Genomic DNA, 26,753 nt, shown 5'->3' on the forward strand with positions numbered 1-26,753 from the left:
CTAATACTACATGTTTTTAAAAAATAAATTGATCCTTCGTCTTTCAATGGGCATTCTTGCGATGGTATCGATGTATGCCTGTAAAAGTATAGAGGCTCCGGTAATGCCAGAAATGGAGCCACTGCCTACTACCTTCCTGGATATAGAAGATTCGGCCAGTATTGGTGATATTTCCTGGGAAGCATTCTTCAATGATCCCAATTTGGTGTTCCTAATCGAAGAAGGACTTGAAAATAACCTTGACATTCTTACCGCATTGGAAAGGATTGAAATAGCCAGGGCCCAATATAGAATTTCTAAAGGAGCCATGTATCCCACTTTAAATGGGATGGTCCGTTATCGGTCTGGGGATATTCGCCCTAATCTGTTTAGTGGCACCATTAACGGCGATAGGAATGTTGTCAATAGAACGGAAAACAATTTTATCGGTTTTCAAAGTACCTGGGAAATAGATGTTTGGGGAAAAATCAGGAACAGAAAAGAAGCAGATTACGAAAAATTCTTAGCCACAGGCATGGGAAGGCACCTGGTGGTGACGAGCATGGTGGCCGAAATATCCAAAATCTACTATCAATTATTGGGTATGGACATTCAGCTGGAAACCATCAACCGGAACATTGAATTCCAGGCCTTGGCACTAGAGTTGATCAAAATTCAGAAAATGGCAGGTAGAGCAACAGAGTTGGCCGTGCAGCAATTTTCTGCTCAACTGCTTTCCACCAAAAGTCTTTCCTATGAAAAGCAGCAGGAAATCATAGAAACAGAAAATCGACTGAACTTTATTATTGGAAGGTTTCCACAGCCCATTGAAAGGGCCTCTTCATTATTGGAAATCAAACTGCCTTACGGTATGGAAGCAGGCTTGCCTTCCGAAATGCTGCTTCGTAGACCAGACATCCTTCAAGCGGAACACGAGCTTCGTGCAGGTAATTTCAACGTAGATGCTGCGAGGAAAGAGTTTCTTCCTTCTTTTAGCCTTACACCTTATGTAGGCCTAAACGATAAAAGTCTACCCGATGCCCTAAAAATGCCAGGAGGGTTGACCATTGGTATACTGGGGGGATTGACAGCTCCTATTTTTGCACAGAACCGAATTAGGGCAGGTTACGATCAGGCCATCGCCACCAATAAAATTGCCTTGTACAATTACCATAGAAGTATCCTGGATGGTTATCAGGAAGTTTCAGGAAAACTTCAGCGCATAGGTAACCTTAGAAATGTATATAGCTTGAGAGACGAAGAAACGGCTATATTGCTTAACGCGGTTTCTACAGCTAACGAATTGTTCCGGGGAGGTTATGCAACCTACCTTGAGGTGATTACAGCTCAGTCCAGGGTTTTGGAAGCAGAACTGAATAAAACCAATACGAGGATCGAAATGTTTCTTGCCGTGGTGGATTTATACCGTGCATTAGGAGGTGGTTGGAAATAGTCCAGCCATTTCTTTTTTACCTAAGCCTACACTTCGTATTTTTGAGGTGATATGATGAACTGGGAAAAATTACTTTTGCTTGAAGGGCTGAAACCTTCAGATACCGACCTTCAAAGAAGTCAATTTGAAAGGGACTTTGATCGGATTATCTTTTCTGCGCCTTTCAGAAACCTTCAGGACAAAACGCAGGTTTTCCCCCTTCCGGAAAATGATTTTGTGCATACCCGGTTGACGCACAGTCTTGAGGTTTCCAGCGTAGGCAGGTCATTGGGGAAGACCACAGGCAAGTTCCTGTTGGACAAATATCCCGAACTGGCCTCAAAAAATATTCAACCTTTTGATATAGGAGGGATTGTAGCAACTGCAGCATTGGCGCATGACATTGGCAACCCTCCTTTTGGACATGCAGGAGAGGAAGCCATCTCAGATTTTTTTAAATTTCATGCCATTGGCAGAAAGTGGGAGGGCAAGTGCCAGCCAAACGAATGGCAGGACCTTATCAATTTTGAGGGAAACGCACAAGGATTTCGCATGTTGGTAGACACCAGAAATGGAATGAATATTTCGCCAGCCACCTTGGCGGCCTTTACCAAATACCCCAGACCTGCATGGAGTAAGTCGTCAGACAAAAAGCGAAGAAGTCAGAAAAAATTCGGGTTTTACACCAATAACCTTTCAGATTATCATTCACTGACTGAAAAAATGGGGATTCCCCAACTGGCAGAAAACTGCTGGATGAGACATCCATTGGCATTTCTGGTAGAAGCCGCCGATGACATTTGCTACAGCATCATTGATTTGGAGGATGGTTGTACCCTTGGTTTGGTTTCTCTTGACAAAACCATTGCTTTGATGGCCGATATTATAGGTGAGCGATACGACCCTGAGAAGCTTCAAAAATACAATAGTCCAAAGCAGAAATTGGCCATCATGCGTGCAATGGCCATTAGTCAGCTTATTAATGAAACGGCCAAGGCCTTTAAAGAAAATGAAACCGCCATTTTGACGGGAGAATTCGACGAGGCCTTGACGGAGATCATCCCATCGGCCAATAGTTTAAAAGCCATCACGGAGCTTTCAGTTAAAAAAATCTACCGGTCGCAACCCGTACTGGAAAAAGAAGCAGCTGGTTACCAGGTCTTGGAAGGTCTATTGTCAACCTTTTCCGAAGCGCTTTACAATTATCATTTCGATAAGGTAAGATTTTCTGGCCACAATAAAAGCATTCTACGCCTTTTGCCTGAAGAATATGAGCTACAAGCAAACCATGAGGCTTATTTTCTAATGAGAGGAATGCTGGATTTTATTTCAGGAATGACGGATAAACACGCCCTTTCACTTTATAGAAGGGTAAAAGGCATCACCATCCCTGGTACCTGATTTTGCGAGAGAGAAATATGAAATCAGTAACGCACTCGTAAGTCTTGAAAGTACAAAATCCCCCTTTTCAAAGGGGGACCAAGGGGGATTTTTCGTAATCACTCTGAAATTTAAGCTTGAAATAGTATGACATTCCCGTATAAATCCCCCTAGCCCCCTAGTCAAGGGGGATTTGCAGAAATGTAAATTTAAAGCTGGTTTTGTATCATTGAAATGGGCTGATCAAATGTAGAGCCAGTAACGCCCTCGTAAGTCCCGAAAGTATAAAATCCCCCTTTTCAAAGGGGGACAAAGGGGGATTTTTTCGTAAACACTCTAAAATACAAGCTTGAAATAGTATGACATTCCCGTATAAATCCCCCTAGCCCCCTAGTCAAGGGGGATTTGCAGAAATGTAAATTTAAAGCTGGTTTTGTATCATTGAAATGGGCTGATCAAATGTAGAGCCAGTAACGCACTCGTAAGTCCCGAAAGTACAAAATCCCCCTTTTCAAAGGGGGACCAAGGGGGATTTTTCGTAATCACTCTGAAATATAAGCTTGAAATAGTATGACATTCCCGTATAAATCCCCCTAGCCCCCTAGTCAAGGGGGATTTGCAGAAATGTAAATTTAAAGCTGGTTTTGTATCATTGAAATGGGCTGATCAAATGTAGAGCCAGTAACGCACTCGTCAGTCTTGAAAGTACAAAATCCCCCTTTTCAAAGGGGGACCAATGGGGATTTTTGACTAGACGATTATTACCTAGAAAATCAAAACACATAGTCAATAGTCAATTTTAATAGAAGGTATTTAAAAACTTCTCCAAATTTTTTTTAAATTTTAGTATGTATTATGTGCCATACAAAAGAAATTTAAAGGAATATTCTCGGATATTAAGAAATCACTCAACCTTATCTGAAGTTTTGCTTTGGCAAAAGCTAAAAGCAAGTCAATTTAGATGCTATGCATTCAACAGGCAAAAGCCTTTAGGGAACTTTATTGTGGATTTTTATTGTAAAAAACTACAATTGGTCATCGAAATTGATGGCGACAGCCATTATTATGCTGAATCTGTTGTTAAAGACCGGAGAAGACAATTGATATTGGAGAAAATGAATCTTTCTTTTGTGAGGTTTTCGGACAAAGAGGTCAAGAAATCTATGCCATTTGTCCTTCAGGAAATTGGAGCGTTTATAGATGATTGGGAACTTGAAAATCACCTACCAAAAACTAGTTTTTAGCTATGAAATGTTCAGTTATTAGGCACCCTACTGAATGGTCCTAAAAAAGTTTACCGATTATTATTTAAATACTGGTAAAGGTTTACACTTCTGCATAAATCCCCCTTGGATAAGGGGGATTTGCGGCAAAAAATATTTTATTGCTGAATTGGTATCATTGAAATGGGCTGAGTTAATTTAAAGCCAATAACGCACTCGTAAGTCCTGAAAAACCAAAATCCCCCTTTTCAAAGGGGGACAAAGGGGGATTCTTTCGTAAACATTCCATACAAAAAAAGACTCCCAGTAACGATTTGTCCTGTTTTATGAAGGCCATAACCTGACTTAAATTAGGAGAATACTTGGGTAGCAGGCAGAATCCACCAATTATTAAGCATAAGGCAGGTCCCTCATGACAAATAACATTGCTATACGTGCTTTTTTAAGAAGGAGTAAAACGGCCATTTACGCTGCCCAAAGGCAGTAATAGCGACTAAGAGCATGTAATTGAACTTCTTAATTGTTGTTACAGTTGCTGTTCAATAGGCTAACGGTATAGTTTTTCTTCATTTGCCATACATATACCCTTGTTTTCTATTAACTTTACGCCTTCATTTTGGGCAGCTTTCAATTGTCCTATATTACAAGACGCAACAATACACAGATTATATTTTATAATTACAGTGAAGAAATATCAGGAGTTTAAACAGGTAGATTATCCCAAAATTGGGGAAGATGTATTGGCTTTTTGGAAAAGCAACGAGATTTTCGAGAAATCCATGAGCAATAGGGAGGGAGCACCTACCTATACTTTTTATGAGGGTCCTCCTTCTGCGAATGGCACCCCGGGAATCCACCATGTAATGGCCAGGGCAATTAAAGATGTTTTCTGTCGCTACAAAACCCTAAAAGGTTTTCAGGTAAAAAGAAAAGGAGGCTGGGATACCCATGGCTTGCCAGTGGAGTTGCAAGTTGAAAAAGAGCTAGGCATCACAAAGGAAGACATAGGTAAAAAAATCTCCGTAGCCGAATACAATCAAAAATGTAGGGAAACAGTCATGCGCTACAAGAATGAGTGGGATGACATGACTGAAAAAATTGGCTATTGGGTAGATCTTGAAGATCCATACATCACCTTTGATGTGAATTATATAGAGAGCCTTTGGCACCTGCTAAAGAAATTATATGAAAAGGACCTTATCTACAAAGGCTATACCATTCAGCCTTATTCTCCAGCAGCAGGAACGGGTCTAAGTTCGCATGAACTCAATCAGCCTGGTAGCTACCGGGATGTAAAAGACACCTCTATCACCGCTCAATTTAAGGTGATAGGTGAGGAAGACTTGTATATATTGGCTTGGACCACTACTCCCTGGACCCTGCCTTCTAATTCAGCCCTTGCCATTGGTGAGAAGTTGGATTACGTAAAAGTAAAGACATTTAATCCTTACACCTTTGATCCGGAAACGGTATTATTGGCCAAAGCCAGAATGTCGGCTTATTTTAATCCCAAAGGAGCATCGGTTGATTTAGCCAGCTACAAGCCTGGTGATAAGGTTATCCCTTATCAGGTTGTGGAGGAAATGAAGGGCAAGGACCTGATGGGGATGAAATACGAACAATTATTCCCTATTGATGCACTAGCACTTCCAGAACCTGCCTTTACGGTTATTTCGGCAGATTATGTAACAACTGAAGATGGAACAGGGGTTGTTCACCTGGCCAAGGCTTTTGGAGCAGATGACTTTAGAACACTTGTTCAGCAAGATGTCCCTGGCATATTCCTTAAAGACGAGAAAGGACTGGAAATACCTATCGTTGACAAGAAGGGCAAGTTCCTTCCTGTGGTGGGCGAGTATTTGCTATCCAAAATGGAGGAGCATGCCATTCCAGTTCACAAGACCTTTACTGCGGATGATTTCTATGTTAAAAATTATACCCATGATGACGAAAGTGACAAGGCTTTCAAAAGCACAGATGTCATCATCTCCATCATTCTGAAGAATGAAAACAAAGCATTTAAAGTAGAGAAGTACGAACACAGCTACCCTCATTGCTGGCGTACGGACATGCCTATCTTATATTATCCGATGGAAAGCTGGTTTATTAAAACCACTGCTTACAAGGATAAACTGGTTGCTTTTAATAAAACAATCAATTGGAAGCCCGAATCAACAGGAACCGGCAGGTTTGGCAATTGGCTCGAAAATCTTGTAGACTGGAATTTAAGTCGCTCAAGGTTTTGGGGAACACCATTGCCTATCTGGCGAAATAAAGAAGGAACTGAAACCAAATGCATCGGGTCTGTGGCCGAATTGGAAGCCGCAATAGAAGAATCGATAGCCAAAGGTTTTATGAAAGAATCTCCCTATAAAGGGAAAGAAGTGGACCTGCACCGACCTTATGTGGATGACATAATATTGGTAGCGGACAATGGTGACAAGATGTTCCGTGAGCCAGACCTTATTGATGTTTGGTTTGATTCCGGAGCCATGCCTTATGCCCAATGGCATTACCCATTTGAAAACGAGGAAAAGTTCAAAGCAAATTATCCTGCTGACTTTATAGCCGAAGGAGTAGACCAAACAAGAGGTTGGTTTTTCACGCTTCATACTTTGGCAGTAATGCTCTTTGATAGTGTGGCCTTTAAAAATGTAATCGCCAACGGCTTGGTATTGGATAAAAAAGGCAATAAAATGTCCAAACGTTTGGGCAATGCAGTAGATCCATTCAAAACGCTGAAGGAGTTTGGTCCTGATGCTTTGCGCTGGTACATGCTAAGCAATGCCAATCCATGGGACAACCTTAAATTCAATAAAGAAGGCATAGTGGAAGTGCAAAGAAGATTCTTTGGTACGCTTCAAAACACCTACAATTTCTTTGCCCTTTATGCCAATTTGGATGCCTTTGCATACGACGCATCAAACAAAATACCTGTAAACGAACGGCCGGAACTTGACCAGTGGATTCTTTCCAAGCTTCAATCGCTGATAAAAGAAACAGAAACTGCCTACGAAAATTATGATGTAACACCAGCCTCCAGGGCCATCATGAGTTTCACTGTCGATCAATTGTCCAACTGGTATGTACGGTTGGCCAGAAAGCGATTCTGGAGAGGAGACATGAATGCCGACAAGCAAGCAGCTTACGAGACCTTGTATGAGTGTCTTGAAGTCATTGCCAGGTTGATGTCCCCTGTAGCTCCTTTTTATGCAGATTGGTTGTTCCAGAACCTTACGGCAAGCCTGGAAAGCAAGCCTTTATCTGTTCATTTGACAGATTGGATCTCATCAGAGGAGAACATGATTAATTTGTCTCTCGAAAATAGCATGCAATTGGCGCAGGACATCTCCTCCCTGGTGCATTCCTTAAGAAAAAAGGAAAAACTAAAGGTAAGGCAGCCCCTTGAGAAAGTGCTCATTCCGGTCTTGAAGGAAGATATCAAAGGTTTGATCGAGCATGTTGAAGACCTTATCAAATCAGAAGTCAATATAAAATCAATCGAATACATTGACGATACCTCTGACCTTTTGGTAAAAAGTATCAAACCTAATTTTGCCTTGTTGGGCAAGCGGTTTGGCCCAAAAATGAAAGCCGTCAGTCAAATTATTCAGCAATGGGGCAAGGAAGAAATTACTCAAATTGAAAGCGAAGGACAGGCCAACATCACTATAGATGGAGAAACTGTCCTACTACAATTGGAAGAAGTGCTGATCCAGTCGCAGGATATTCCAGGATGGTCTGTAGCCACAGACAATGGAATCACCGTGGCCTTGGATGTCACTTTGACTACAGCGCTGAAGGAAGAAGGTATTGCCAGAGATTTTGTAAACAGGGTACAGAATCTGCGTAAGGATATGGGGCTTGAAGTTCAGGACAAGATCCGCATTCAGATCGTTCCGCTTAATGAAACAGTGGACAATGCATTGAATCATTTCTCTGACTATATCAAAACAGAGACGCAAGCCCTTGCGTTAACCCTAGATGGGGAAAGTAATAATTCCACCGTATTGGACATGGATGAGTTTGAACTCGCCGTTAAAGTAGAGAAAGTATAACATATGAAATATTGGAAGTATTTTGGCATCACCTTATTGGTGATTGTGATTGATCAGGCGGTGAAGATGATGGTTCATTACGGAATGGATTTTGGTACAGCAGGGCAGATCAAAGTTTTTGGAGATTGGTTCAAGCTTCATTATACCACCAATCCCGGAATGGCATTTGGGATGCAACTTGGCTCAGAATATGGTAAACTATTGTTGACCAGTTTTCGATTGATAGCCATGTTTGGTATTGGGTATTACCTATATACCTTGATCGCTAAAAAAGCACATCCTGGATACATTGTCTGCATTGCCATGATCCTTGGAGGGGCCGTAGGCAACCTTATTGACAGTGTATTTTATGGCGTTTGGTTGGGGAACGCCCCTTTCGAATCCACTACACCTTGGTTTCACGGTCAGGTTGTAGACATGTTTTATGTTGATATTTGGGAAGGTTTTATTCCAGAATGGATCCCATTATTTGGTGGAGGATATACAGCGCTATGGCCAATATTCAATATAGCGGATGCTTCTATTTTTGTAGGCGTAGGCATAATTCTCATTTTCCAGAAGCGTTTCTTTGATGAAGAACATAGTGAAGACAAGAACAAAGAAGAAGCAGAAGATGAAGTGCAAAAGCAATTTATAGATGAAAAGTAAAGATTTTCACCATAGGTAATAAGGAGGCGGTAAAGTTCTAAAAGGGCATTACCGCTTTTTTTTATTGTATCTAAGTTATTTCAGCTTTAGTATTATGGTTATGGATTTCTGAAGGTAGATGGGGGTATTACAAACCGGTACCTGAGCGGAGCCAAAGGAGTAGGTTTTGCGTGCTCGTTACCCTATGACTTCGAATCCGCTCAGCCGCCGGGATGGTGAGTAGCTGCTGGAGGATGGCTATCCTCTTTCCACTAATTTGGAAATAAAGCGAGTTAAAAAGTAAGTTGTTTTGGATGCGATTCCGCGATACCGAAGAAAGCGATAGAAGCCGTTAATCATTTACCAAACTGTTGCTATCATAGGTAAAGAGTGCATTTAATTCTCTCAAATTACGACACCCCCTGGGAAGTACTTTTGGATTAACTTATGTGACAGTCTTATTTTACTCCTTCGCCTTAATGGCACGTTCTAGTACTTCTTTTATGCCTTCCAGGTTATCACTGAAATTGACCATTTGGAGTACAATTTGTGCCATTTCATCTTGATTTCCCAAGCCTCTTAACTTGTTATTTTTTAAAAAAGTGTTTTTTATTTCATCCCATCTAGTTTGTTCTATTGGTGTAATTGTGCCAGTTAGTTCTTTGAATTTTAATAGGTTGGCTTCGGCGGAACTTGTGAGCGTTTGTGCCTCACTTTCGTAATGGGACAACAAAAGGCTTTGTAACTCCTTATTGTTCATAATAGGGACCACTTTGGACACTAGTTTATTCATGTCTCTATAAGAACCTTGCAGTTTAAATGGGGGCTCAATCCTATAGGCATCATCCTTAGCTGCGCTATCTATATAGGCCAGGTTCACTTTAAGTACAGTGTCTCTTACTTTTAAAACCTTTTGGATTACGCTTATGTAATCCTGGATTTCTTGATTGGTGTGATTTCCGTGAAGTACGCCGTCCTGAGTTTCGTTTTCAACCCGATTCAACAATGTATAAACATCTTCAAGATATTTGTTCCTTAGTTGATTCAAGACAGGATTGCTCGTTAATGAATTTTCTATTAAGCTGAGGTTAAACTGATGGGCTGTGTCGCCTATAATGTCCCCCAGATTATAGATATCTGCTCGGTTGGATAGCATGTCCGGAACCTGGAATTTTGCCCCACGCTCTGTATAAGGGTTTCCGGCCATTATTACACAAAACTTTTTACCCCGAAGGTCATAGGTACGTGGTTTTCCGTTATATATTCCTTCGATTTTTCTAGTACCATCGGAAAGGGATATGAATTTTTGTAAAAACTCTGGATGGCAATGTTGAATATCGTCTAAATACAACATAACGTTATTCCCCATTTCAAAGGCTAAATTCAGCTTTTTTAACTCCTCTTTTGCCGCACTATTTGTGGCTGCTTCAGGGTCTACCGAGGTAACCTCATGCCCTATGGCTGGCCCGTTAATTTTCATAAACACCAAGCCCAAACGGTTGGCAATATATTCCATCAAAGTGGTTTTACCATAGCCTGGAGGCGAAATCAAAAGCAAAAGCCCCATTCTATCTGTCCGACTATTGTCCCCCACGGTACCCAGCTGTTTGGACAGGTTTTCTCCAAATAATGGCAAATAAACCTGATCGATTAGTTTGTTACGCACAAAGGAAGTCAGAACCTGAGGTTTATACTCTTCCAATTTTAACTGCTCTTTTAACTGAAGGGTAATATCGGTTTTTGCCTTTTTAAAGGCTTGGTAAGCGGGTACCTCCTCATTTATGAAATGAGTTAAAGTAGCCATAAAATCATGATAATTAAAACGAAATTCTCCTTCAATAATGGTAGGGTGGTCTCCAGCTAAATTATGAATGACAGCGTTGGGCGAAATCATTTTCTTTTTTGTAATGGGTTGATCAAACAAACAATTACAAACTATCTCATCAATATAGCGGGCATTTTGTGGGTGCTCCTGATTAATGAAAGCAGCAACCCATTGCCTTACGAGCTTTATTTTCTCATGAAATGTACTGGTATTGTCAATGGCTTCCTTAAAGCGTAAATCAGCATTTTTTGCTTTCATGACGCTATTGAAGGCTTGCCTTAATTCCTCTGCCTCTGAACTTACTTCAAAGGCATCATTACCCTGCAATTCTTCAAATAAATAATTTGATATAACATTAATTTCTGCACTTGAAAATAGCCGAGTTTCAGAAACAAGCATATGGATTTTTTGCTGCAATTCATCTATCAAGTAATTAAACTCCTTGGAGTAGGGGAATACTTCCAAAACAGATCCAGCTGCTTTTATCATACGATTAAAATGCAGGCGTTCCTTTTCAGTAAATGAATACCAACTGTATTGTGCATGGGCCCTTATGGCTGGGGCATAACGCAGTAAACCCAAGTCTTTATGGGTATTTACTAATATTAGTAAAATTTTTGCTGCATCCTCATCGTGAACCCCTTTTGTATACCCTTCATTGTAGTTGGCACTGCTTGCCTTTTTTACCAATTGAACCAGATCTTCCTGTGATGCCTCCGCCAGTTGGTCCCAGGGTGTTTCCTTAAATAGTGTAAAAGCTAAATAACAACCTCTATACACTTTGGCATTTTCAGAAGGGTATTCTTGATCCCAATATTTCTGGCTGTTTACCAGTACTTTGTTGGTCAGTTTTTGATAAAAATCGGTGCCTGTTAAATGATAATTAAGGTGATTGTCTTTGAAAACGATGGTTAAATCTAGGGGCTGTTTATTTACACCAAACTTGAATTTGCCCAGTTTAATGACGTTTTCGCCATCTTCATACAGCTCCTGCTTGTCCTTTAATTTGCGTAAGGCATCTTCCTTGGCAACCTTTAAAGAAGTGGCTACTTCTTCTGCATTCCCACTTTCATCCAATTCGTTTAGCTGATCGATGATGTCACGGACCTTGTTGATCATTAAGTCGGATGCGAAATAACCATTTATTTCTGCAGTGGATTTTAAGGTTTCTGCTTTTTTGGCAACTCCTTTTAAAATGCGCGCTGTTGCAGTTTTTAAAGCAATTGATTTTTTATTGCGACGCTCAATTAGGCCCGTTTTTTTATTGTCAAAAGCGGCATGAACCTCCTCCCTTTTTTCAATTATTTTGGGAATAAATGCGTCATAATCTGCAAATTTACCTTCCAGTTCTTCCAGTTGAATAGAGACTTTGGTCTGGTATTCATCACATTTCTCGGGAGTATCGGCAATATCTAAATAGTTAATAATGCTTTGGTCCACCAATTTTATTTGCGCAGAAAAATCAGCAATGGCTTCTTTACTACCCAGAGATTTGCGTTTGTTTTTTATTGCGGCTTTAAGCTGATTTAAAGTGGCAAAAATCAAGGAAATATGATCGATTATTTTAGTTGATTGGGATGTGTCCTCAATTTCTAAATTGGTTACAATCTCAATCAATAACTCTAAATCCCTTGCAATTTGATTCACCTCTTCCTCAAGCTGCCTGGCTTCAATTACTTTAGTGACTTTTTCCAAAGCCCTTTTCCTCTCCTCAACTTGCAACTTATAGGGTGCCAATGCATCTTCATTAAGTAAAAATGCAACACATTGCTGAGCAATATTGTCGGAATACTCGGCAATCGTATTTTCAAGTTCCTTGGTGTAGTCGGTATTTACATAGCGAACATCGTTTAATTCAATGGTCTCGCCCCGTAAGCCACGCAGCTGGGTTAACATCGATACAAAATCATTGATGCTATTAAAAGAGGTGCTTTTTATTAAAACAAAAAGTTCATCCGCTTTATTTTGCAAAGCCTTTGATTGGCTTGTAGCCGATTTTTTTAATTGAACAACCTTTGTAAATTCATCTATAGCAGTATTGGCAGCATCACTAATTTCATTTAGCGGTGCAGAAAGATCCTGTGTATCCGGTTCCCTGATCCAATAATACGCGTCCAATATGTCTTTTGCTGCCTTGGAAACATCCTCATACAGGCCCTCATAATTATCATCCTTGTTAAGTAAATTGATCAGGGCATTGCTTTCGGCCATGGCCTTGACAATGTCTTTATTTCCAATTTTATACAAAAGCGAGTCCGTGTGTTTACTTGGGATGAAATCACCTTTTAAATAGGGAGTTTGCCAAATTTGTACCACATGGTGCTTGGTTTGCTCTCCCTCACCCTTAAAGTAACTAAGTTCTCCATTTTGTAAAATGGTGTATCCATTACAAATAATAGGCGTGACAATCTGTTGAGTGATCACATTATAACTCATTAGAATATACAAACCTTCCGAGGGGGAATAGAACCCGAACATATAATCTTCACCATTTGGGGAAGCAATTCGCGAAACAAACTTTACATTAGGGATGCTGTTATCGAAAACATGGTATTCTCCGGTTTGCAAATAGTAACCTGTTGGAAAAATAATTCCTTGGTCATCAGGTAGAAGTACCGCAGCTTCTCGTAAACTGTCAATTTTTTGCACTTCCTGAACCTTGTGGTTGTATACAAAAAATCTGGAATCTTCTTGAAATGGTTTTATATCAATAAGAATAAGGTTTCCTAAATCTGCATATTTGTACTGTGCATCGTCTAGCGTTTGATCTGGGTAATCTACAGGTTCGTCATAGACCCCTTTACCATCTTCTGTATTGTCCTCTATTTTAATGGTAAGATCTCCTCCTATTGCCTCTACAAATACCTTGTCCAATATTGATACATGCGAATGCACCCCATACCTGTGCATATCACGTGTAACCTCTTGCCATTTAAACTCATATTGGGCAGGGAACTTGTATTCATGATCGCTTCTATTGTCTACATATACCAATTTTTCATCCTTGATAAGCCATTTAAATGCCTTTATATCAGTGACACTCTCACTCAATTGAAAAATCATGTATAGAAAATTGCCTATTTTGGCAAATCTCGCAAAGATGGTATTTCGGTAGTATTTGTATAGATTATCAAAATCTGCTTGAAACTGAACGTCTTCTATGAAATCTAGCCCTATGGCTTCAAACCTGTTATTGGTAAAACTGTATACGCTAAATACGTCATTGAGCTTTATATCTGTACGTAAGCCAAAATGCACATTATAGCCAAACACACAAGTATTCCCAAAAGAAACGATATCACGTGCGATACAATTATTTTCCGTGGAAATTCTATCATTAGTAATTAGTTTTGTTTCTAAAGCACCAAAAACAGCTTTACGATCCTCATTTAGTTGGTTTAACCGATTTTGAAGATCTTGTTTATGCTTTTGTAACCTGTTTCTAATGATTTCATATGTGCCACCATCTAAAATTTGCTTTTGTTCCGTTTTATTAGGTTCAGTCATTGGAGTTGTGCTATATAGGTGTGCGTAACTTACGTGAATAATTTACACATGAGCTGCTCAATGCTAACACTTGCGTGTCGTATTAAGAATAACTTTTTGCAATAGAAAAATGCGTTCAATGCACTCATTAAGCTTTCTCCGAAAACATTGAACGCTATAAGTATTACAATTTATTTCCGGAAATTCCTAGGCCTTTCGCTAAACTCAGAAGGTTGCCAATCACGTTTTGCTCGCTTTTATCTGTAGCCTGATTTTGCATGGTCATCAATAAATTGGCAATCGAGACGTTTTTGATATCCTCACTTGAGATGTTATACTTTTCTGCAAAATCCTTTATCCGTGACAATAATTCTCCCTCATTACCACTGCCGTCACCTAGTAAGGCTTGCTTAATTTCCTGGATGTTTGTGCTGTTATTTACCATTCTATCAAAGCCTTTGGCTTTAGTGATTTGACCTATAATTTGCTCAAAAAACATTGTTTCTCCGCCCACGATGTCAATTTTGGAAGCTTTTAAGGCATCTCCAATCACTTGTGCCTGGGCATCTGCAATTGCTTTTTGAATATTGATTTCCGCCAAATCAACCTGTAATTCTTTATCCAGTTTAAGTTTGTACTCTTCGTGCTCTTTGCCTACACCATCTAATTTCTTCATGGCGTTGGCCTTCTCTTCAATTCCGGCTGCATCGGCCAGGGCTTTTTCTTTAATAACGTCTGCTTCAGCCAATCCATCTTTACGTTTCGCTTCTGCGTTAGCCTCAATTCCTTTGGCCTCTGCCATGGCCTTTTTCTCAATTATTAAAGCCTCTACAATTCCTTGGCGCTCATTTGCTTCCGCTTTGGCATGCATCACCTGGGCCTCCGACAATCCAATGGTGGCTTCTTCTTTGGCAGTAGCTTCTGCCAGAATTTTTCTTCCTTCGGCCTCCTTGGAACTTGCTTCTTTTTTTGCCTGCGCCTCAATATTGATCTCCTCGGCATGTTGCTTCATGGCTTCCTTTTTGGATTCCGCTTGCTTAATTACTTTAATAAGCTCTTCCTCTGCTTCCCCTTCTGCAATAGTAATTTTTACTTTTTTATCCCGGTCTGCTGTTTTAAAGGCCTCAATATCCTTCATGTTCTCTTGTTCCTGAACTACGCCCTTTTCAAGGGCAACGCGGTCCCTGATAACATCTTGGATGTTTTTCTTTTCAACTTCAACAACTTTTTCCTTTTCAATTTGAGCAAGCGTTACTATACGTTCTCTCTCAGTTGCCTCAAGCATTCTGTCCTTTTCAACTCGCTCGGTTTCAACAGCCTCGGTACGTTCCTTGTTCTTTTCTGCAACAATAATCTGACGTTGCATATTTTCTTCGGCTACCTTTACTTTTTCCTCAGTGGCTATTCTGGCCGTTTCGGATTTTAATCGCTCTTCCTCAGCTACTTTTAAAATATCCGCATGCTCCCGAGCTTTAATGTTGGCAATCTCTCTGCGTTGGGACTCCTCCTTTTCCGCCAATTGACGGTCTAATTCCAGGATAGCTTCTCGTGCCTCCACATCTTGCTTTCGTATAACTTTTTCCTCATCACGTTTAATGAAGTTAGCTTTTTTGTTTTGCTCTGCTGTCAGTTCAGTAATTTTCTTAATTCCTTCTGCATCTAAAATATTGTCAGCCCTTAAATAATTTACCGGAGTCTGCTCTAAAAAATCTATCGCACAATCTTCAAGGGTATATCCGTTTAGGTCTGTCCCAATTATATCTACAATCTCATCCCTAAACTCCCGTCTGGCTTCATACAATTCAATGAAATCAAACTTTTTTCCTACTGTTTTTAAGGCTTCGGAAAATTTGGCCTCAAACAAGTCTTCAAGGGTTTCAATTTTTGAAGCCCGCTCCGCACCAATTGTCTGTGCTACTCTTTTGATAAATTCTATGTCGTTGTTGACACGAACAAAAAAGGCTACTTTAATGTCCGCTCGCATGTTGTCTTTACATACCAAGCCTTCAGACCCTAGTCTTTCGATCTGGATTTTCTTTACAGAAATATCCATGATTTCTAACTTGTGAAATAAAGGAACCACATACATCCCCTTATCGGTGGCGATTTGGATCCCTCCAAAACCGGTGCGGATTAAGGCTTCGCCCTGGCGAACCTTCTTATAGAACAATGCTATAATTGCAAAGAAAATAATGATGAGGAATACGATTAACGCTATTCCTATTGCCAGTAATGATGGAATCTCTGTCATAGTTGTTAATTAGTCGTTATATGCTTGTGCGTAATAAAAACTTTTGTCTTCTGACTCTTTGATAATGAGAACAATTTCTCTAAAACTGATTTTTTCTCCATTTAAAGATTTAATGTAAACAGACATGGGGTTGCCGTCGATGATGAATTCGGCATTGCCTAATTTATCCTTTTCAATACTGGATAAACATGTGCCTTTTCTTCCGATAAAATCTATGGCCTTATCTCCGTTTTTATTAAAACTCTTGAAAAACCTTTTAAATGGACTTGTAAAAATTTTTGTGAAAATAAGTGCTGGTATAAAACCGGCCATCATAAAAATAAAGCCCAAACTGTTTGAATACGTATGGGTCAGCGTCGTCACAGTCAAAGTGATAAACCACCAGGCAAATACAAAACTTGTGAAAGTAAACATAAAGGGTAAGCCCACAAAATTGAAATAAATCAAAAATACTTGCCACCATTTCAATTGCGTGCGTCTATTTCCCGCTACATCTTTCTCGTTGAATTCTGCATTTGATACATCTTCAAAATCAATATTGCCACTTTCTAAACCGGTATCGGCTTGAAATCCTGCATCCACATCAACATCTATATCTAAGTCAAAATCAATTCCGCTAATCATGGTTAATAACCAGTAGAGGATCAAAATAATGGTAAAAATACTCAATGGTAGATTTACACTCGAAAATATAATGTCAATAATGTTTTCCAATTTTTAAGTGTTTTTATCAGTTAGGCCGAGGTTTTTCTTTAATTCGTCCAGCTCATTGTCGGCATTTGCTTCACTGACATTCGCGGCCTTATCCAGCTCGCTGTCTATGCTTTGATTCTTATTGGCTATTTCGCCATAAGCTTCGGCCAGTGCTTCTTCCTGGTTTACTTTTTCTTTCATTCGCTCCAGCATAGATACGGTTCCTGTACTGTCCAACTGAGCCATTTGTTTGTTCAAGCTATTTTTTGCGTTGCTCACCTTTACCCTGGCCTTAAGTGTTTTTAGCTCATTTTCCCAATTATTAATTGTGTTTTTTAATTCTTGAATGTTTCCATCAAGTTGATTAACAGATTCCTGCAACTTGCTAGCTTCGTTAGCATATTGGGTAGCTTTCTCAGAAGCTTCTTCCTTTTTTAGCAATGCCTGCTTGGCCAAACGATCCGCTTCTTCTGCAGCTAATTCTCCCGATTTGGCTTTCTTTAAAATTATAACGGCTTTATTGTAGTATTCTTCAGCCGAATTATCCATCTCTTTTTTGTCATTTTTTGCACGTATTGCCAAAGCTTTAACTTGCGCCAGAGACTCTAAATTTTTATTTAAATCCAATTTTAAGTCTCGAATGCCTTGTTCGGTCAATTTTATGGGATCTTCCATATTATCTATCGCAGCATTTGCTTCTGCTTGTCCTATTTTAAATATTCGTTTCAAGAAGTTCATTGTTATTTAATTTTAGTATTTAGAAAACTTAATGATTTGCTCCGAGTATTCACTCAGTAAGAGACTTAGGGAGTTTAGGGAAGCTTCTATTTCATTTAAATCCAGATTTTCTATTTGAAGTGTGTCCCTAAATATTACTTTATCGCCATCGTCATCCAGTACAAATGCTCCGTGAATAATGTCTCTGTTTTTTTGCAATAAACTTTTGTAAATCGAGTTGTTATTGTTTTTAATTTTAAAGATATACTGTTCTAAAATTAAAACCGGGGGTGCAATCCCAACAATAAGATTCTTGATACCGTTGTCCTCTTTCTGGATGACCAGGATACCTTCTTCAGGATTTTCTCTGGTAATGTCAACATCCAGTTTTAATAAAAATTCTATGATACGATTATAATAGTTATCCATAATTTATTGTTTGCTTAAGTAACAATTTTGCTTATGACAATCTGAAAAAAGAATTTATAGCCGAAGTAAATTTAATTTTTTTGCTGATGAATACAAGTAAAATCTCCTGTAATTAACAACTTAGGCTTCGGCTAAATCCAGAACAACTAGCTAAAATAATTTGCAGTTTCATTGCTTTTAACTAATTTTGTTAGAGCAAATATAGTAATAAATTATATTTTTGCAAATTAAATTAGCAATATATGTCTTTTTTTGGGAGGAATATTAAAAAAATACGAAGTTTAAAGTTGCTGTCTCAGCAAGCGTTTGCTGAGGTGTTTGACCTTAAAAGAGCTACATTAGGTGCTTATGAGGAAGAAAGAAGTGAACCTAAAATAGATACCATCATTAAGATTGCAAATTATTTTAGCATTCCTATTGACGATCTGCTAACAAAGGAATTAACCATAAACCAATTATTAAAATTCAATACCAATTTAACTACGGATGCAGGCAGGATGGAGGTTACAGCATTGACCAAGGTGCCGATAATTTTACCTGAGTATGTTGCGGAATACCTTAATCATCATTCAAAGAAAAACTTTATTGCAGATTTGCCGGTAATGAGCTTGCCCATAAATAATGAAAAAATATTTAGGGCTTACACCATTACTGATTTGGAAATGGCCAATCAGGATGTGGGTTTCTATCCCAATGATGTGGTGGTGGGTGAACTAGTACCAAAATCAGCCTATAAAAAACTCAATAACCGAACGCCTGTATTTGTAATTACCGATACCGATATTTTAGTAAGGCGATTTATCACCACAGATAAAGGTTATGTGCTAAGGGCTGATCATAAAGGAATTGATGATCAAATTTTTAACGCCAAACAGATCCATGAACTTTGGCGTATTCGCTATGTGTTTTATAAGAGAATTCCTGAAACTTCTGGCGAAATATCGGATCAGATTAACCTTTTAAGGATGGAAATTGAGAAATTAAAAAAGTAAAACAGCCTGTTGTTATATTGTCCTTTGTAAATAATCCATTTTTTAAGGAAAACTTATATTTCGAGTTTAATACTTCTTCAAATGATTGAAAAGTAAAAAGCGGTAAAATTCCCTGAAGGGTTTTTACCGCTTTTTTTATGCTTGGGGTTTAAATCATAATATCCGTATGTTGGCTTCCTTTCATGAGATAGGTTAGGATATTAGGGTAAGAATTTCATCTTTCCTTTTAAAGGTTTTAAACGGGAAGAAGTTTTCTTTAAATGGGCTATCATAGAAGACCTGAAAGGCTGAAATAATTGAGCCATGGGTGTAGCCCGTGGTAAGGTAAAATGTAGGTCACGATTTTGGCGGTATTGTTGCTCTTTTTTTGCGACATTGCTAACAAAATCTTATCGAACTACGTTTTAGTTGTCTCCAAGATTTTTACTTTTCTTTATCTTATTTACCATTAGGTAAACAAATGCCCCTCCCAGGGCTGCAGCAATAAGCAAAATAACAATCCAAACTATGTTCATGGCTTTAGGGTTTTATTTGTTATAAGTTATTGAATAGCTGATACATTGTCAATATTATAGGTGAGAAATAAGTTTTTTAAGTGTGGGTTTTTATAAAAACAGGTTTCTGTATTTACCCAATCTAGGTGTTGATTTAATCTACACCTTCCTATCACAGGGAATTTGCAATTCCCTTTCTAGCTTGTTTTCCTATTGAAAGTTTCTCAGCTCAACATTCTGGTTTTAGCCAAAAGGAAAATAATATTAATGTAGGTTTTGCGAATTTTCTGTTCAACTATTATGTAAACCTTCTGATGGTAATTCTCATAGAGCGGTAAAATCACAAAAGGCCTGAAAGGCTGAAATAACTTAGCCACGGATGCAGCCCGTGGTATGGTGATATATACGTCACGATTTTGGCGGTATTGTTGCCTGTTTATAGCAACAATGCTGACAAAATCTCGTGCATTGTACATCAAATGTTATCGATCATTTTTTCAGATTTTAGATCCCTGATCGGTCCCTTCGACCCCTTCGACAAGCTCAGGGGCCACTCAGGGATCAACTTCAGCAAGGGGGTCTAAATTAGTGTGTAGTGTATAGGTATCAAAGTGAGACTGCCACACCCTTTTCCACGCCAAGCCCCCCCCAAAAAAAGGGTTCGCAGTGACGGTTAGGTTGGTTTTTTTGAGATTATTTATCTATAAATATTGTTAATACAAAAATACTCAATCGTTATATTTTTAAGACCGCAGCTCTCAACTCGATGGGTTAATAGATCTTATTGAATCAATCCATTCAATCCTTTATGATTCTTAGATAGTAAACACTTCCATGAAATGGTACAATTACGTAAAAGGCCTGAAAGGCCGAAATAACTTAGCCACGGGTGCAGCCCGTGGTAAGGTGATAAATACGTCACGATTTTGGCGGTATTGTTGCCTGTTTTTAGCAACAATGCTGACAAAATCTCCTATCGATTTGCTCAATTTTAGCTAAAACTTGAAGTCGATGTAATCATCAAAAAATGATCATCCGCAGCAAAACGAGACTGTCACACCCTTTTCCACACCACCCCCCCAAAAAAAAGGGTTCGCAGTGACGATTTGTTGGGGGCAATACGATATTATTAAACCAAAAAAAAAAATAGGCCGGAACAATTTCCCGGCCTATTGAATTGACTTTAAAGGTCGTAATCAACTATTATTTTATAATTATCCCCGATTCTTCACTGCATGGTCTACCGCCCTTGCGGTAAATGCCATATAGGTAAGGGAAGGGTTTTGGGTACTGGTGGAGGTCATGCAGGCGCCATCTGTAACGTATACATTAGGACAGGCATGTACCTGATTCCATTCATTGAGTACCGATGTTTTTGGGTCTTTTCCCATTCTGGCACCTCCCATTTCATGGATGTCCAGGCCTGGGGCACGTTTGTCATCCCGTGTACGAATATTGGTAAAACCTGCCGCCTCAAACATCTCCGACATTTGCTCCAGGTAATCCTTTATCATGGCTTCATCATTGTCATCATAATCCATGGAGATTTTCAGTTGTGGAATGCCCCACTCGTCTTTTAGCGTAGGGTCAAGGCTAACCTGGCTTTCTTCTTTAGGGATGGTTTCCCCCATCATGTGAGAGCCCATTCTCCAGGGACCGTATTCCGGTGCCTTGGCCATGGACTGTTCCAATTCATCGCCTATGCCTGAATAGTCACTTTGGGTGCTTCTTCCAGAGCTAAAACCTGCCGCATAGCCTCTAAGGAAGTTTGTTTCCTGCTTGTGTAGGTTCCTAAATCTTGGGAAGTAACCTGAGGTAGGCCTTCTGCCCTCGGTAGTGTACTCCTTCAATCCGTCGTATTCAGCAGAGATGCCTGCACGGTAGTTGTGGAAGGCTACGTATTTTCCCAGGGTACCACTGTCATTTCCCAAGCCATTCGGAAAACGGCTGGAAGTAGAATTAAGTAGAATCAAATTGGTATTCAGCGCACTTGCATTGACAAAGATAATGTCTGCATAAAACTCCTTCATTTCTTTGGTTTGGGCATCGATCACCCTTACTCCCGTGGCCTTTCCTTTGGCATCATCATATATGATAGAGTGTACCACTGCATGGTGGTGCATGGTAAGGTTTCCGGTTTGAGCAGCCCATGGCAATGTTGAGGAGTTGCTGCTGAAATATCCGCCAAATGGACATCCTCGCTGGCAAAGAGTCCTGTTTTGACACAAGGTTCTGCCTTGTTTGGCATAGAATTCCTGGTTTCCAGTGATATGCGCACAACGTGCAACTACAATTTCCCTTTCAGGGTAATTGTTTTTCAAAAACTCCTTAAAATATTTTTCTCCAGCTGTCAATTCAAATGGAGGTAAAAACTCTCCATCTGGCAAGTTGGCTTTGCCATCTTTGTTACCGGAAACGCCGACGAATTTTTCTACATGGCTGTACCAGGGTGCCAGGTCCTTGTAGCGAATGGGCCAGTCCACGGCAAACCCATCTCTTGCAGGGCCTTCAAAATCGAAATCGCTCCAACGTTGTACTTGCCTTGCCCAAAGTAGGGACTTGCCTCCGGTTTGGTAGCCACGAATCCAGTCAAAAGGCTTTTCTTGTACATAGGGATGTTCGGTATCTTTTACGAAAAAGTGCTTTGTGTCTTCTTTATAAGCATAACACCTGCTCACTACCGGGTTTTCTTCTTTTACACTTTGGAGTATTCCACCTCTGTGCTCAAGTTCCCAAGGCATGCTGTTGGTGGTGGGGTAGTCTTTGACGTGTTTTACATCGCGGCCTCTTTCAAGTACCAGCGTGTTTAATCCTTTTTCGCAAAATTCTTTCGCTGCCCATCCGCCACTTATTCCAGAGCCGATGACGATGGCATCATAGCTGTTTTCTTTTTTGCTTTTTATATTCAAATTGGCCATTGCGTCCGTTCTATTTATGCGTTTTCAATTAATTTGCTGCCATAAAATCGGGCAGGAACCAGTTCGTAGGGCTTTATTTCAGTCATGAAATACTCAGAATTGAGGTAGCCCTGAAGTGCGAAACGTTTGGTGGTATTTAGAAATTGGCGGGCATGGCCGGCTTCACTTTCATTTTCGCCTTCCAATGCCATTCCTTTCACAATCGCCTCTTCTGCTTCTTTTTGGTCCATTTTTGAAAATGCCTTGCCAAAGGTTTTCTTTGAAAATTCCTCCCAGCCTTTAAGCCCTTTTACGAAACCTGCTTGCTGTTCAGTGCCCAGGCAGTCGTTGCTCATTACAAGTACAAAGTCCTGAATCATTAATTCTTCAGCCTTCTTTAGTGTAGTGCCTGGAAAAATGGTATTTGTTACCTGAGTGAGTAAAACTTTATCACTCTGGGTGATGTTTAGGTTTTGATAGGCTTGCAAAATGGATTCCTCGCTGAAGTCGCAGGCAGGTATCAATACCGCCCCTCCGGTTAGAATCGCTAATTGCTTCATAGCTGATCTTCTATCCATAATCTTTTTTGGGTAAAATGAAAATACACGAACAAGTTATCAAAATTTTGATTAAGTGAGCAAGGTTTTTTTCATCGGTGGTGCATTACTACAAAAATGCCGTAATTTTGGCTTTGAAACTTAACCACAACTATTATAAAATTTACAAAATGAAATTAAAATTATACCTATTAATATTATGCCTTCTTCCGCTGGGGCTTTGGGCACAAACGAACATCAAGGTATTGGATGCCGAATCCCGAGAGCCAGTAGCCTTTGTCACGGTTAAGGTAAATACAAAAAAAGCCATAACAGCCAATGCAAACGGAGAATTGACGGTAAGCCTGAGCGAGCCTTCAAACTTGCTTTTTTCACACATAGCCTTTGAAGAGCAAGCTGTATTGGTGCCCTCATCAGGCGAGATTACTGTTTTTATGGTAAGGGGGGAAAATGCACTTACCGAAGTATTGGTAAGTTCTTTTGAATCAGAGCGTCCATTGTTGGAACAGGCAGCTGGTATAGCGCGTGTATCTGAAGCAGATTTGTACCGGTTCAATGAAACATCCATTGTTCAGGCGTTTAATACCAAACCTGGAATTCGAATTGAAGAACGGGCACCTGCCAGTTATAGAGTGTCTATCCGTGGTAGTTCATTGCGCTCCCCCTTTGGCGTGAGAAATGTTAAGGTTTATTGGAACGGTATGCCTTTTACCGCGCCAGATGGCACTACGCCTTTGAATATGCTTGACCTGTCCAATATTCAAAATACGGAAATTATTAAAGGCCCTGCAGGTAGTATCTATGGTGCTGGAAATGGAGGGGTGATTAGCTTTACCAGCAAAGAAACGGTGGATGAAAATAGGATTGGGGCAGACCTTTCTGTTGGAGCCTTTGGTTTGGTTCGCTACCGTATGGGCATCGACCAAAAACTGGAAAATGGAGGCATTAGCGTTTCTTATGCCAAACAAAAGTCGGACGGGTACAGAGACCATACTGCCATGGACAGAGAAGTGCTGCAGGTTACCGGGTATTTTCAACCATCTAAGAAGCAGAAACTAACTACCCAAATCCTGTATTCTGATCTTTTTTATGAATTACCAGGAGCGCTAACGGCTGATCAGGTGGCAGAAAACCCAAGACAGGCAAGGCCAGGATCAGCAGCACAGAATGCATCCATCGACCAAAAGTCATTGTACGGTACCTTGTCTCATGACTATAGGTTTAACCATAACCTGGACAATAAAACCTCCCTTTATATCAATACCACGGATTTTGAGAATCCTTTTAACCTGGATTATAAAACAGAAACGCAATACGGTTATGGTGGAAGGACAAGTTTCACCTATGACGATATTTGGTCCAATGTACCTGTAAGGCTTATCGCTGGTGGAGAATACCAACTTTCTAAAACTTCGGCGCAAAACTTCGGAAACAATGGAGGTAAAATTGATACCATCCGTTTTGGTGATGAGCTATTGACCAAAACCGCTTTTCTTTTCCAGCAGTTGGAAGCAGAACTCTCCGATAGGTTCTTAATGACCATAGGCTTGAGCGAAAACTTTTCTAGTTTTAACATCGCTAGAAACATTGATATGATCAATGGTGTGCCTTCCAATGCCAAACGAACTTTTGATCCGGTGATCGTGCCTAGGATTGCGCTTTCAGCAAAATTGAACACCAATGCTGCGGTATATGGCAGTATCAGTTCAGGGTTTTCACCTCCTACCATTGATGAAGTTAGAACAAACGAAGGATCAATTAACCTGGACCTGGATGCTGAAAAAGGGGTGAATTATGAATTGGGTTACCGCTCAAGTTTCAATAAGGGTAGGGTCAATGTAGATGGATCTGTTTTCTACTTTAAGCTAGATGAAACCATTACCACTTTTGTCAATGAGCAAGGCGTAGTCCTCTTTAGAAATGCGGGTGCTACCAATCAGAAAGGAATAGAATTGTTGGTTGATTATGCACTTATAAGAAAGCAAATGTCATTTGTCCAGGAGGTTAAAGTGACCCATTCATTTACTGGACATTATTTTGAGTTTGTAGACTTTGTAAAAGGAGACAACGATTACAGTGGAAATGACCTAACGGGAGTAGCCCCCAATACCTTGGTCAATCAATTGGACATCAAAACCAAGCCTGGTTTTTACCTTAACTTTACCCATCAATTTGTGGATGACATTCCATTGAATGATGCCAATACCGTATTTCAGGATTCCTATCACTTGATGAATTCAAGAGTAGGATGGAGAGGTGATGTTGGAAAAGCGCTTGACCTTGAATTGTATTTAGGGGTTCAAAATTTAACCAATGCCAGTTATAGCCTGGGAAATGACCTTAATCCTTTTGGAGGGAGGTATTTCCAACCTGCTGCCACAAGAAACTTTTACGGAGGAATAAAGGTTGGTCTAAAATATTAGTAGTTTCAAAAAATAAAATCAAATATGAACAATAGGCCTGTATTTAATATAGAAGAAGTCAATAAAATCATTAGGAATAGAAGGTCCCAATTTGTAGCTCAGTTTAAGGAAAATGATCCAATAGACGAGAGTATCATTAAAGAGCTTTTAGAAAATGCCAACTGGGCACCTACGCACAAGCTTACTGAACCATGGCGTTTCGTAGTGTTTTCTGGCGAAGGCTTAAAAACATTGGCTGATTATCAGTCAAACTTGTACAAAGAGCGAAGTGAAAAAACTGGGATTTTCAAGGAGGCTGTTTACACCAAATTGAAAGAAAGTCCTTTAAAGGCTTCTCATGTTATCGCCATAGGTATGAAAAGAGACCTGCGCGCCAATCTTCCTGAAATGGAGGAAATAGCCTCAGTAGCGATGGCGGTTCAAAACATGTATTTAACAGCAAGTGCAAGAGGATTGGCAGCTTACTGGAGTACAGGTGCACCTACCTTCTGGCCAGAAGCCAAAACCTTTTTTGGGTTAGCCGAAGAAGACCTATTAATGGGTTTTTTCTTTGTTGCCAAGGCGGCATCAGACAAATGGCCTGAAGGAAAAAGAACGCCAATTTCTGAAAAAGTGACTTGGGTGAAAGAATAATGGTTTTTCTAAAAAAACAATTTCAAAATCCTGCTTTGGCCTTTTGTTGGTTGGCTATGCTTTTGATTGGGGCTTGTAGTGAAGACTACCTCCCCAAACCCAAAGGCTACAACCGCATTGATTTGCCAATGCGGGATTTTGTTTCTTTAGATAAAGAACTGCCCTATAATTTTGAATATTCCGTTCATTCTCAAATAGAACGCGATTCATTTAACCTGCAGGAAAAAACGTGGGTCAACGTTCACTATACTGATTTTGATGCCAGGGTTCACCTGACTTATAAACCCATCAATGAGAATAATGCTTTATTTAAGACCTATTTAAATGATGCGATGAGTCTTACTTTTAAGCATCAGGTGAAGGCTTATGGTATCGATGAAGCCGTGTTACTAACACCCAAGGGCTACACTGGTTTCGTCTCTGAATTGACCGGAGATGTGCCCACCCAATTTCAATTTTTTGTTACAGATTCAACACAACATTTTCTTAGAGGAGCGTTGTATTTTCAGACAGCGGTTAAGAACGACTCTTTGGCTCCTATCATTGAATATATCAAAACAGACATGATGCATTTGATCAATAGCCTATCTTTTGAATTGAAAATGTCAGATTAATGTGGTACCTTTAAAGTATACACCCCCAATCTTTTTTCTCTAA

The 26,753-nt window shown here is 39.8% G+C and carries 16 protein-coding genes; 9 read left to right on the plus strand and 7 right to left on the minus strand.

Annotation, left to right across the window (positions count from 1 at the left end; all coding sequences use genetic code 11):
• Positions 1 to 10 precede the first annotated feature (10 nt).
• The 5 genes from AC0L7T_RS02520 to AC0L7T_RS02540 all read left to right on the plus strand — a co-directional run bounded on the left by AC0L7T_RS02520 (position 11) and on the right by AC0L7T_RS02540 (position 8,720).
• A complete protein-coding gene (locus AC0L7T_RS02520) occupies positions 11 to 1,432 on the plus strand; it encodes a TolC family protein (protein ID WP_473340901.1) in 1,422 nt (473 codons plus the stop codon).
• 51 nt (positions 1,433 to 1,483) lie between these two features.
• Positions 1,484 to 2,812 (plus strand): dGTP triphosphohydrolase, encoded by a 1,329-nt coding sequence (gene dgt, locus AC0L7T_RS02525; protein WP_473340902.1) that lies wholly within the window; start codon positions 1,484 to 1,486, stop codon positions 2,810 to 2,812.
• Positions 2,813 to 3,639: 827 nt separating this feature from the next.
• The gene (locus AC0L7T_RS02530; protein WP_473340903.1) at positions 3,640 to 4,035 is read left to right on the plus strand and encodes an endonuclease domain-containing protein; all 396 of its coding nucleotides are present in this window, start codon (positions 3,640 to 3,642) and stop codon (positions 4,033 to 4,035) included.
• A 662-nt stretch (positions 4,036 to 4,697) separates the two neighbouring features.
• Entirely contained in the window at positions 4,698 to 8,072 is a 3,375-nt protein-coding gene (ileS, locus tag AC0L7T_RS02535; protein ID WP_473340904.1) for an isoleucine--tRNA ligase, read from the plus strand.
• 3 nt (positions 8,073 to 8,075) lie between these two features.
• The gene (locus AC0L7T_RS02540) at positions 8,076 to 8,720 is read left to right on the plus strand and encodes a lipoprotein signal peptidase (RefSeq protein WP_473340905.1); all 645 of its coding nucleotides are present in this window, start codon (positions 8,076 to 8,078) and stop codon (positions 8,718 to 8,720) included.
• A 442-nt stretch (positions 8,721 to 9,162) separates the two neighbouring features.
• Here the strand turns inward: AC0L7T_RS02540 and AC0L7T_RS02545 are convergent, their stop codons facing one another.
• The 5 genes from AC0L7T_RS02545 to AC0L7T_RS02565 form a co-directional block, all read right to left on the minus strand.
• Complete coding sequence (locus AC0L7T_RS02545; RefSeq protein ID WP_473340906.1) at positions 9,163 to 14,031, minus strand: DNA repair ATPase; 4,869 nt, start codon at positions 14,029 to 14,031, stop codon at positions 9,163 to 9,165.
• A gap of 163 nt (positions 14,032 to 14,194) precedes the next feature.
• Positions 14,195 to 16,261 (minus strand): SPFH domain-containing protein, encoded by a 2,067-nt coding sequence (locus tag AC0L7T_RS02550; RefSeq protein WP_473340907.1) that lies wholly within the window; start codon positions 16,259 to 16,261, stop codon positions 14,195 to 14,197.
• 9 nt (positions 16,262 to 16,270) lie between these two features.
• Positions 16,271 to 16,975, minus strand: coding sequence for a hypothetical protein (locus tag AC0L7T_RS02555; RefSeq protein ID WP_473340908.1), 705 nt, complete (start codon positions 16,973 to 16,975; stop codon positions 16,271 to 16,273).
• Between the two features lie 3 nt (positions 16,976 to 16,978).
• Positions 16,979 to 17,692, minus strand: coding sequence for a PspA/IM30 family protein (locus AC0L7T_RS02560; protein ID WP_473340909.1), 714 nt, complete (start codon positions 17,690 to 17,692; stop codon positions 16,979 to 16,981).
• Positions 17,693 to 17,704: 12 nt separating this feature from the next.
• Positions 17,705 to 18,100 (minus strand): type III secretion system chaperone family protein, encoded by a 396-nt coding sequence (locus AC0L7T_RS02565; RefSeq protein WP_040417113.1) that lies wholly within the window; start codon positions 18,098 to 18,100, stop codon positions 17,705 to 17,707.
• A 242-nt stretch (positions 18,101 to 18,342) separates the two neighbouring features.
• Here AC0L7T_RS02565 and AC0L7T_RS02570 point away from each other — a divergent pair, with 242 nt between their 5' ends.
• On the plus strand, positions 18,343 to 19,092 hold the full coding sequence (locus AC0L7T_RS02570) for a helix-turn-helix domain-containing protein (protein WP_473340910.1): 750 nt from the start codon (positions 18,343 to 18,345) through the stop codon (positions 19,090 to 19,092).
• A gap of 1,708 nt (positions 19,093 to 20,800) precedes the next feature.
• Here AC0L7T_RS02570 and AC0L7T_RS02575 read toward each other — a convergent pair.
• A complete protein-coding gene (locus AC0L7T_RS02575; protein ID WP_473340911.1) occupies positions 20,801 to 22,504 on the minus strand; it encodes a GMC oxidoreductase in 1,704 nt (567 codons plus the stop codon).
• A gap of 14 nt (positions 22,505 to 22,518) precedes the next feature.
• The gene (locus AC0L7T_RS02580) at positions 22,519 to 23,061 is read right to left on the minus strand and encodes a gluconate 2-dehydrogenase subunit 3 family protein (protein ID WP_473340912.1); all 543 of its coding nucleotides are present in this window, start codon (positions 23,059 to 23,061) and stop codon (positions 22,519 to 22,521) included.
• 149 nt (positions 23,062 to 23,210) lie between these two features.
• Here AC0L7T_RS02580 and AC0L7T_RS02585 point away from each other — a divergent pair, with 149 nt between their 5' ends.
• The 3 genes from AC0L7T_RS02585 to gldD are packed head-to-tail and all read left to right on the plus strand — an operon-like array spanning position 23,211 to position 26,710.
• Positions 23,211 to 25,463 carry a TonB-dependent receptor domain-containing protein gene (locus AC0L7T_RS02585; protein WP_473340913.1) on the plus strand — a complete coding sequence of 751 codons (2,253 nt, stop codon included), beginning with the start codon at positions 23,211 to 23,213 and terminating at the stop codon, positions 25,461 to 25,463.
• Between the two features lie 24 nt (positions 25,464 to 25,487).
• Positions 25,488 to 26,096 carry a nitroreductase family protein gene (locus tag AC0L7T_RS02590; RefSeq protein WP_473340914.1) on the plus strand — a complete coding sequence of 203 codons (609 nt, stop codon included), beginning with the start codon at positions 25,488 to 25,490 and terminating at the stop codon, positions 26,094 to 26,096.
• Positions 26,096 to 26,710 (plus strand): gliding motility lipoprotein GldD, encoded by a 615-nt coding sequence (gene gldD / locus AC0L7T_RS02595; RefSeq protein WP_473340915.1) that lies wholly within the window; start codon positions 26,096 to 26,098, stop codon positions 26,708 to 26,710. The genes AC0L7T_RS02590 and gldD overlap by 1 nt, the downstream gene beginning before the upstream one ends.
• Positions 26,711 to 26,753: the final 43 nt, after the last annotated feature.

This window comes from Cyclobacterium sp. 10D3-21 (genome assembly GCF_055809755.1).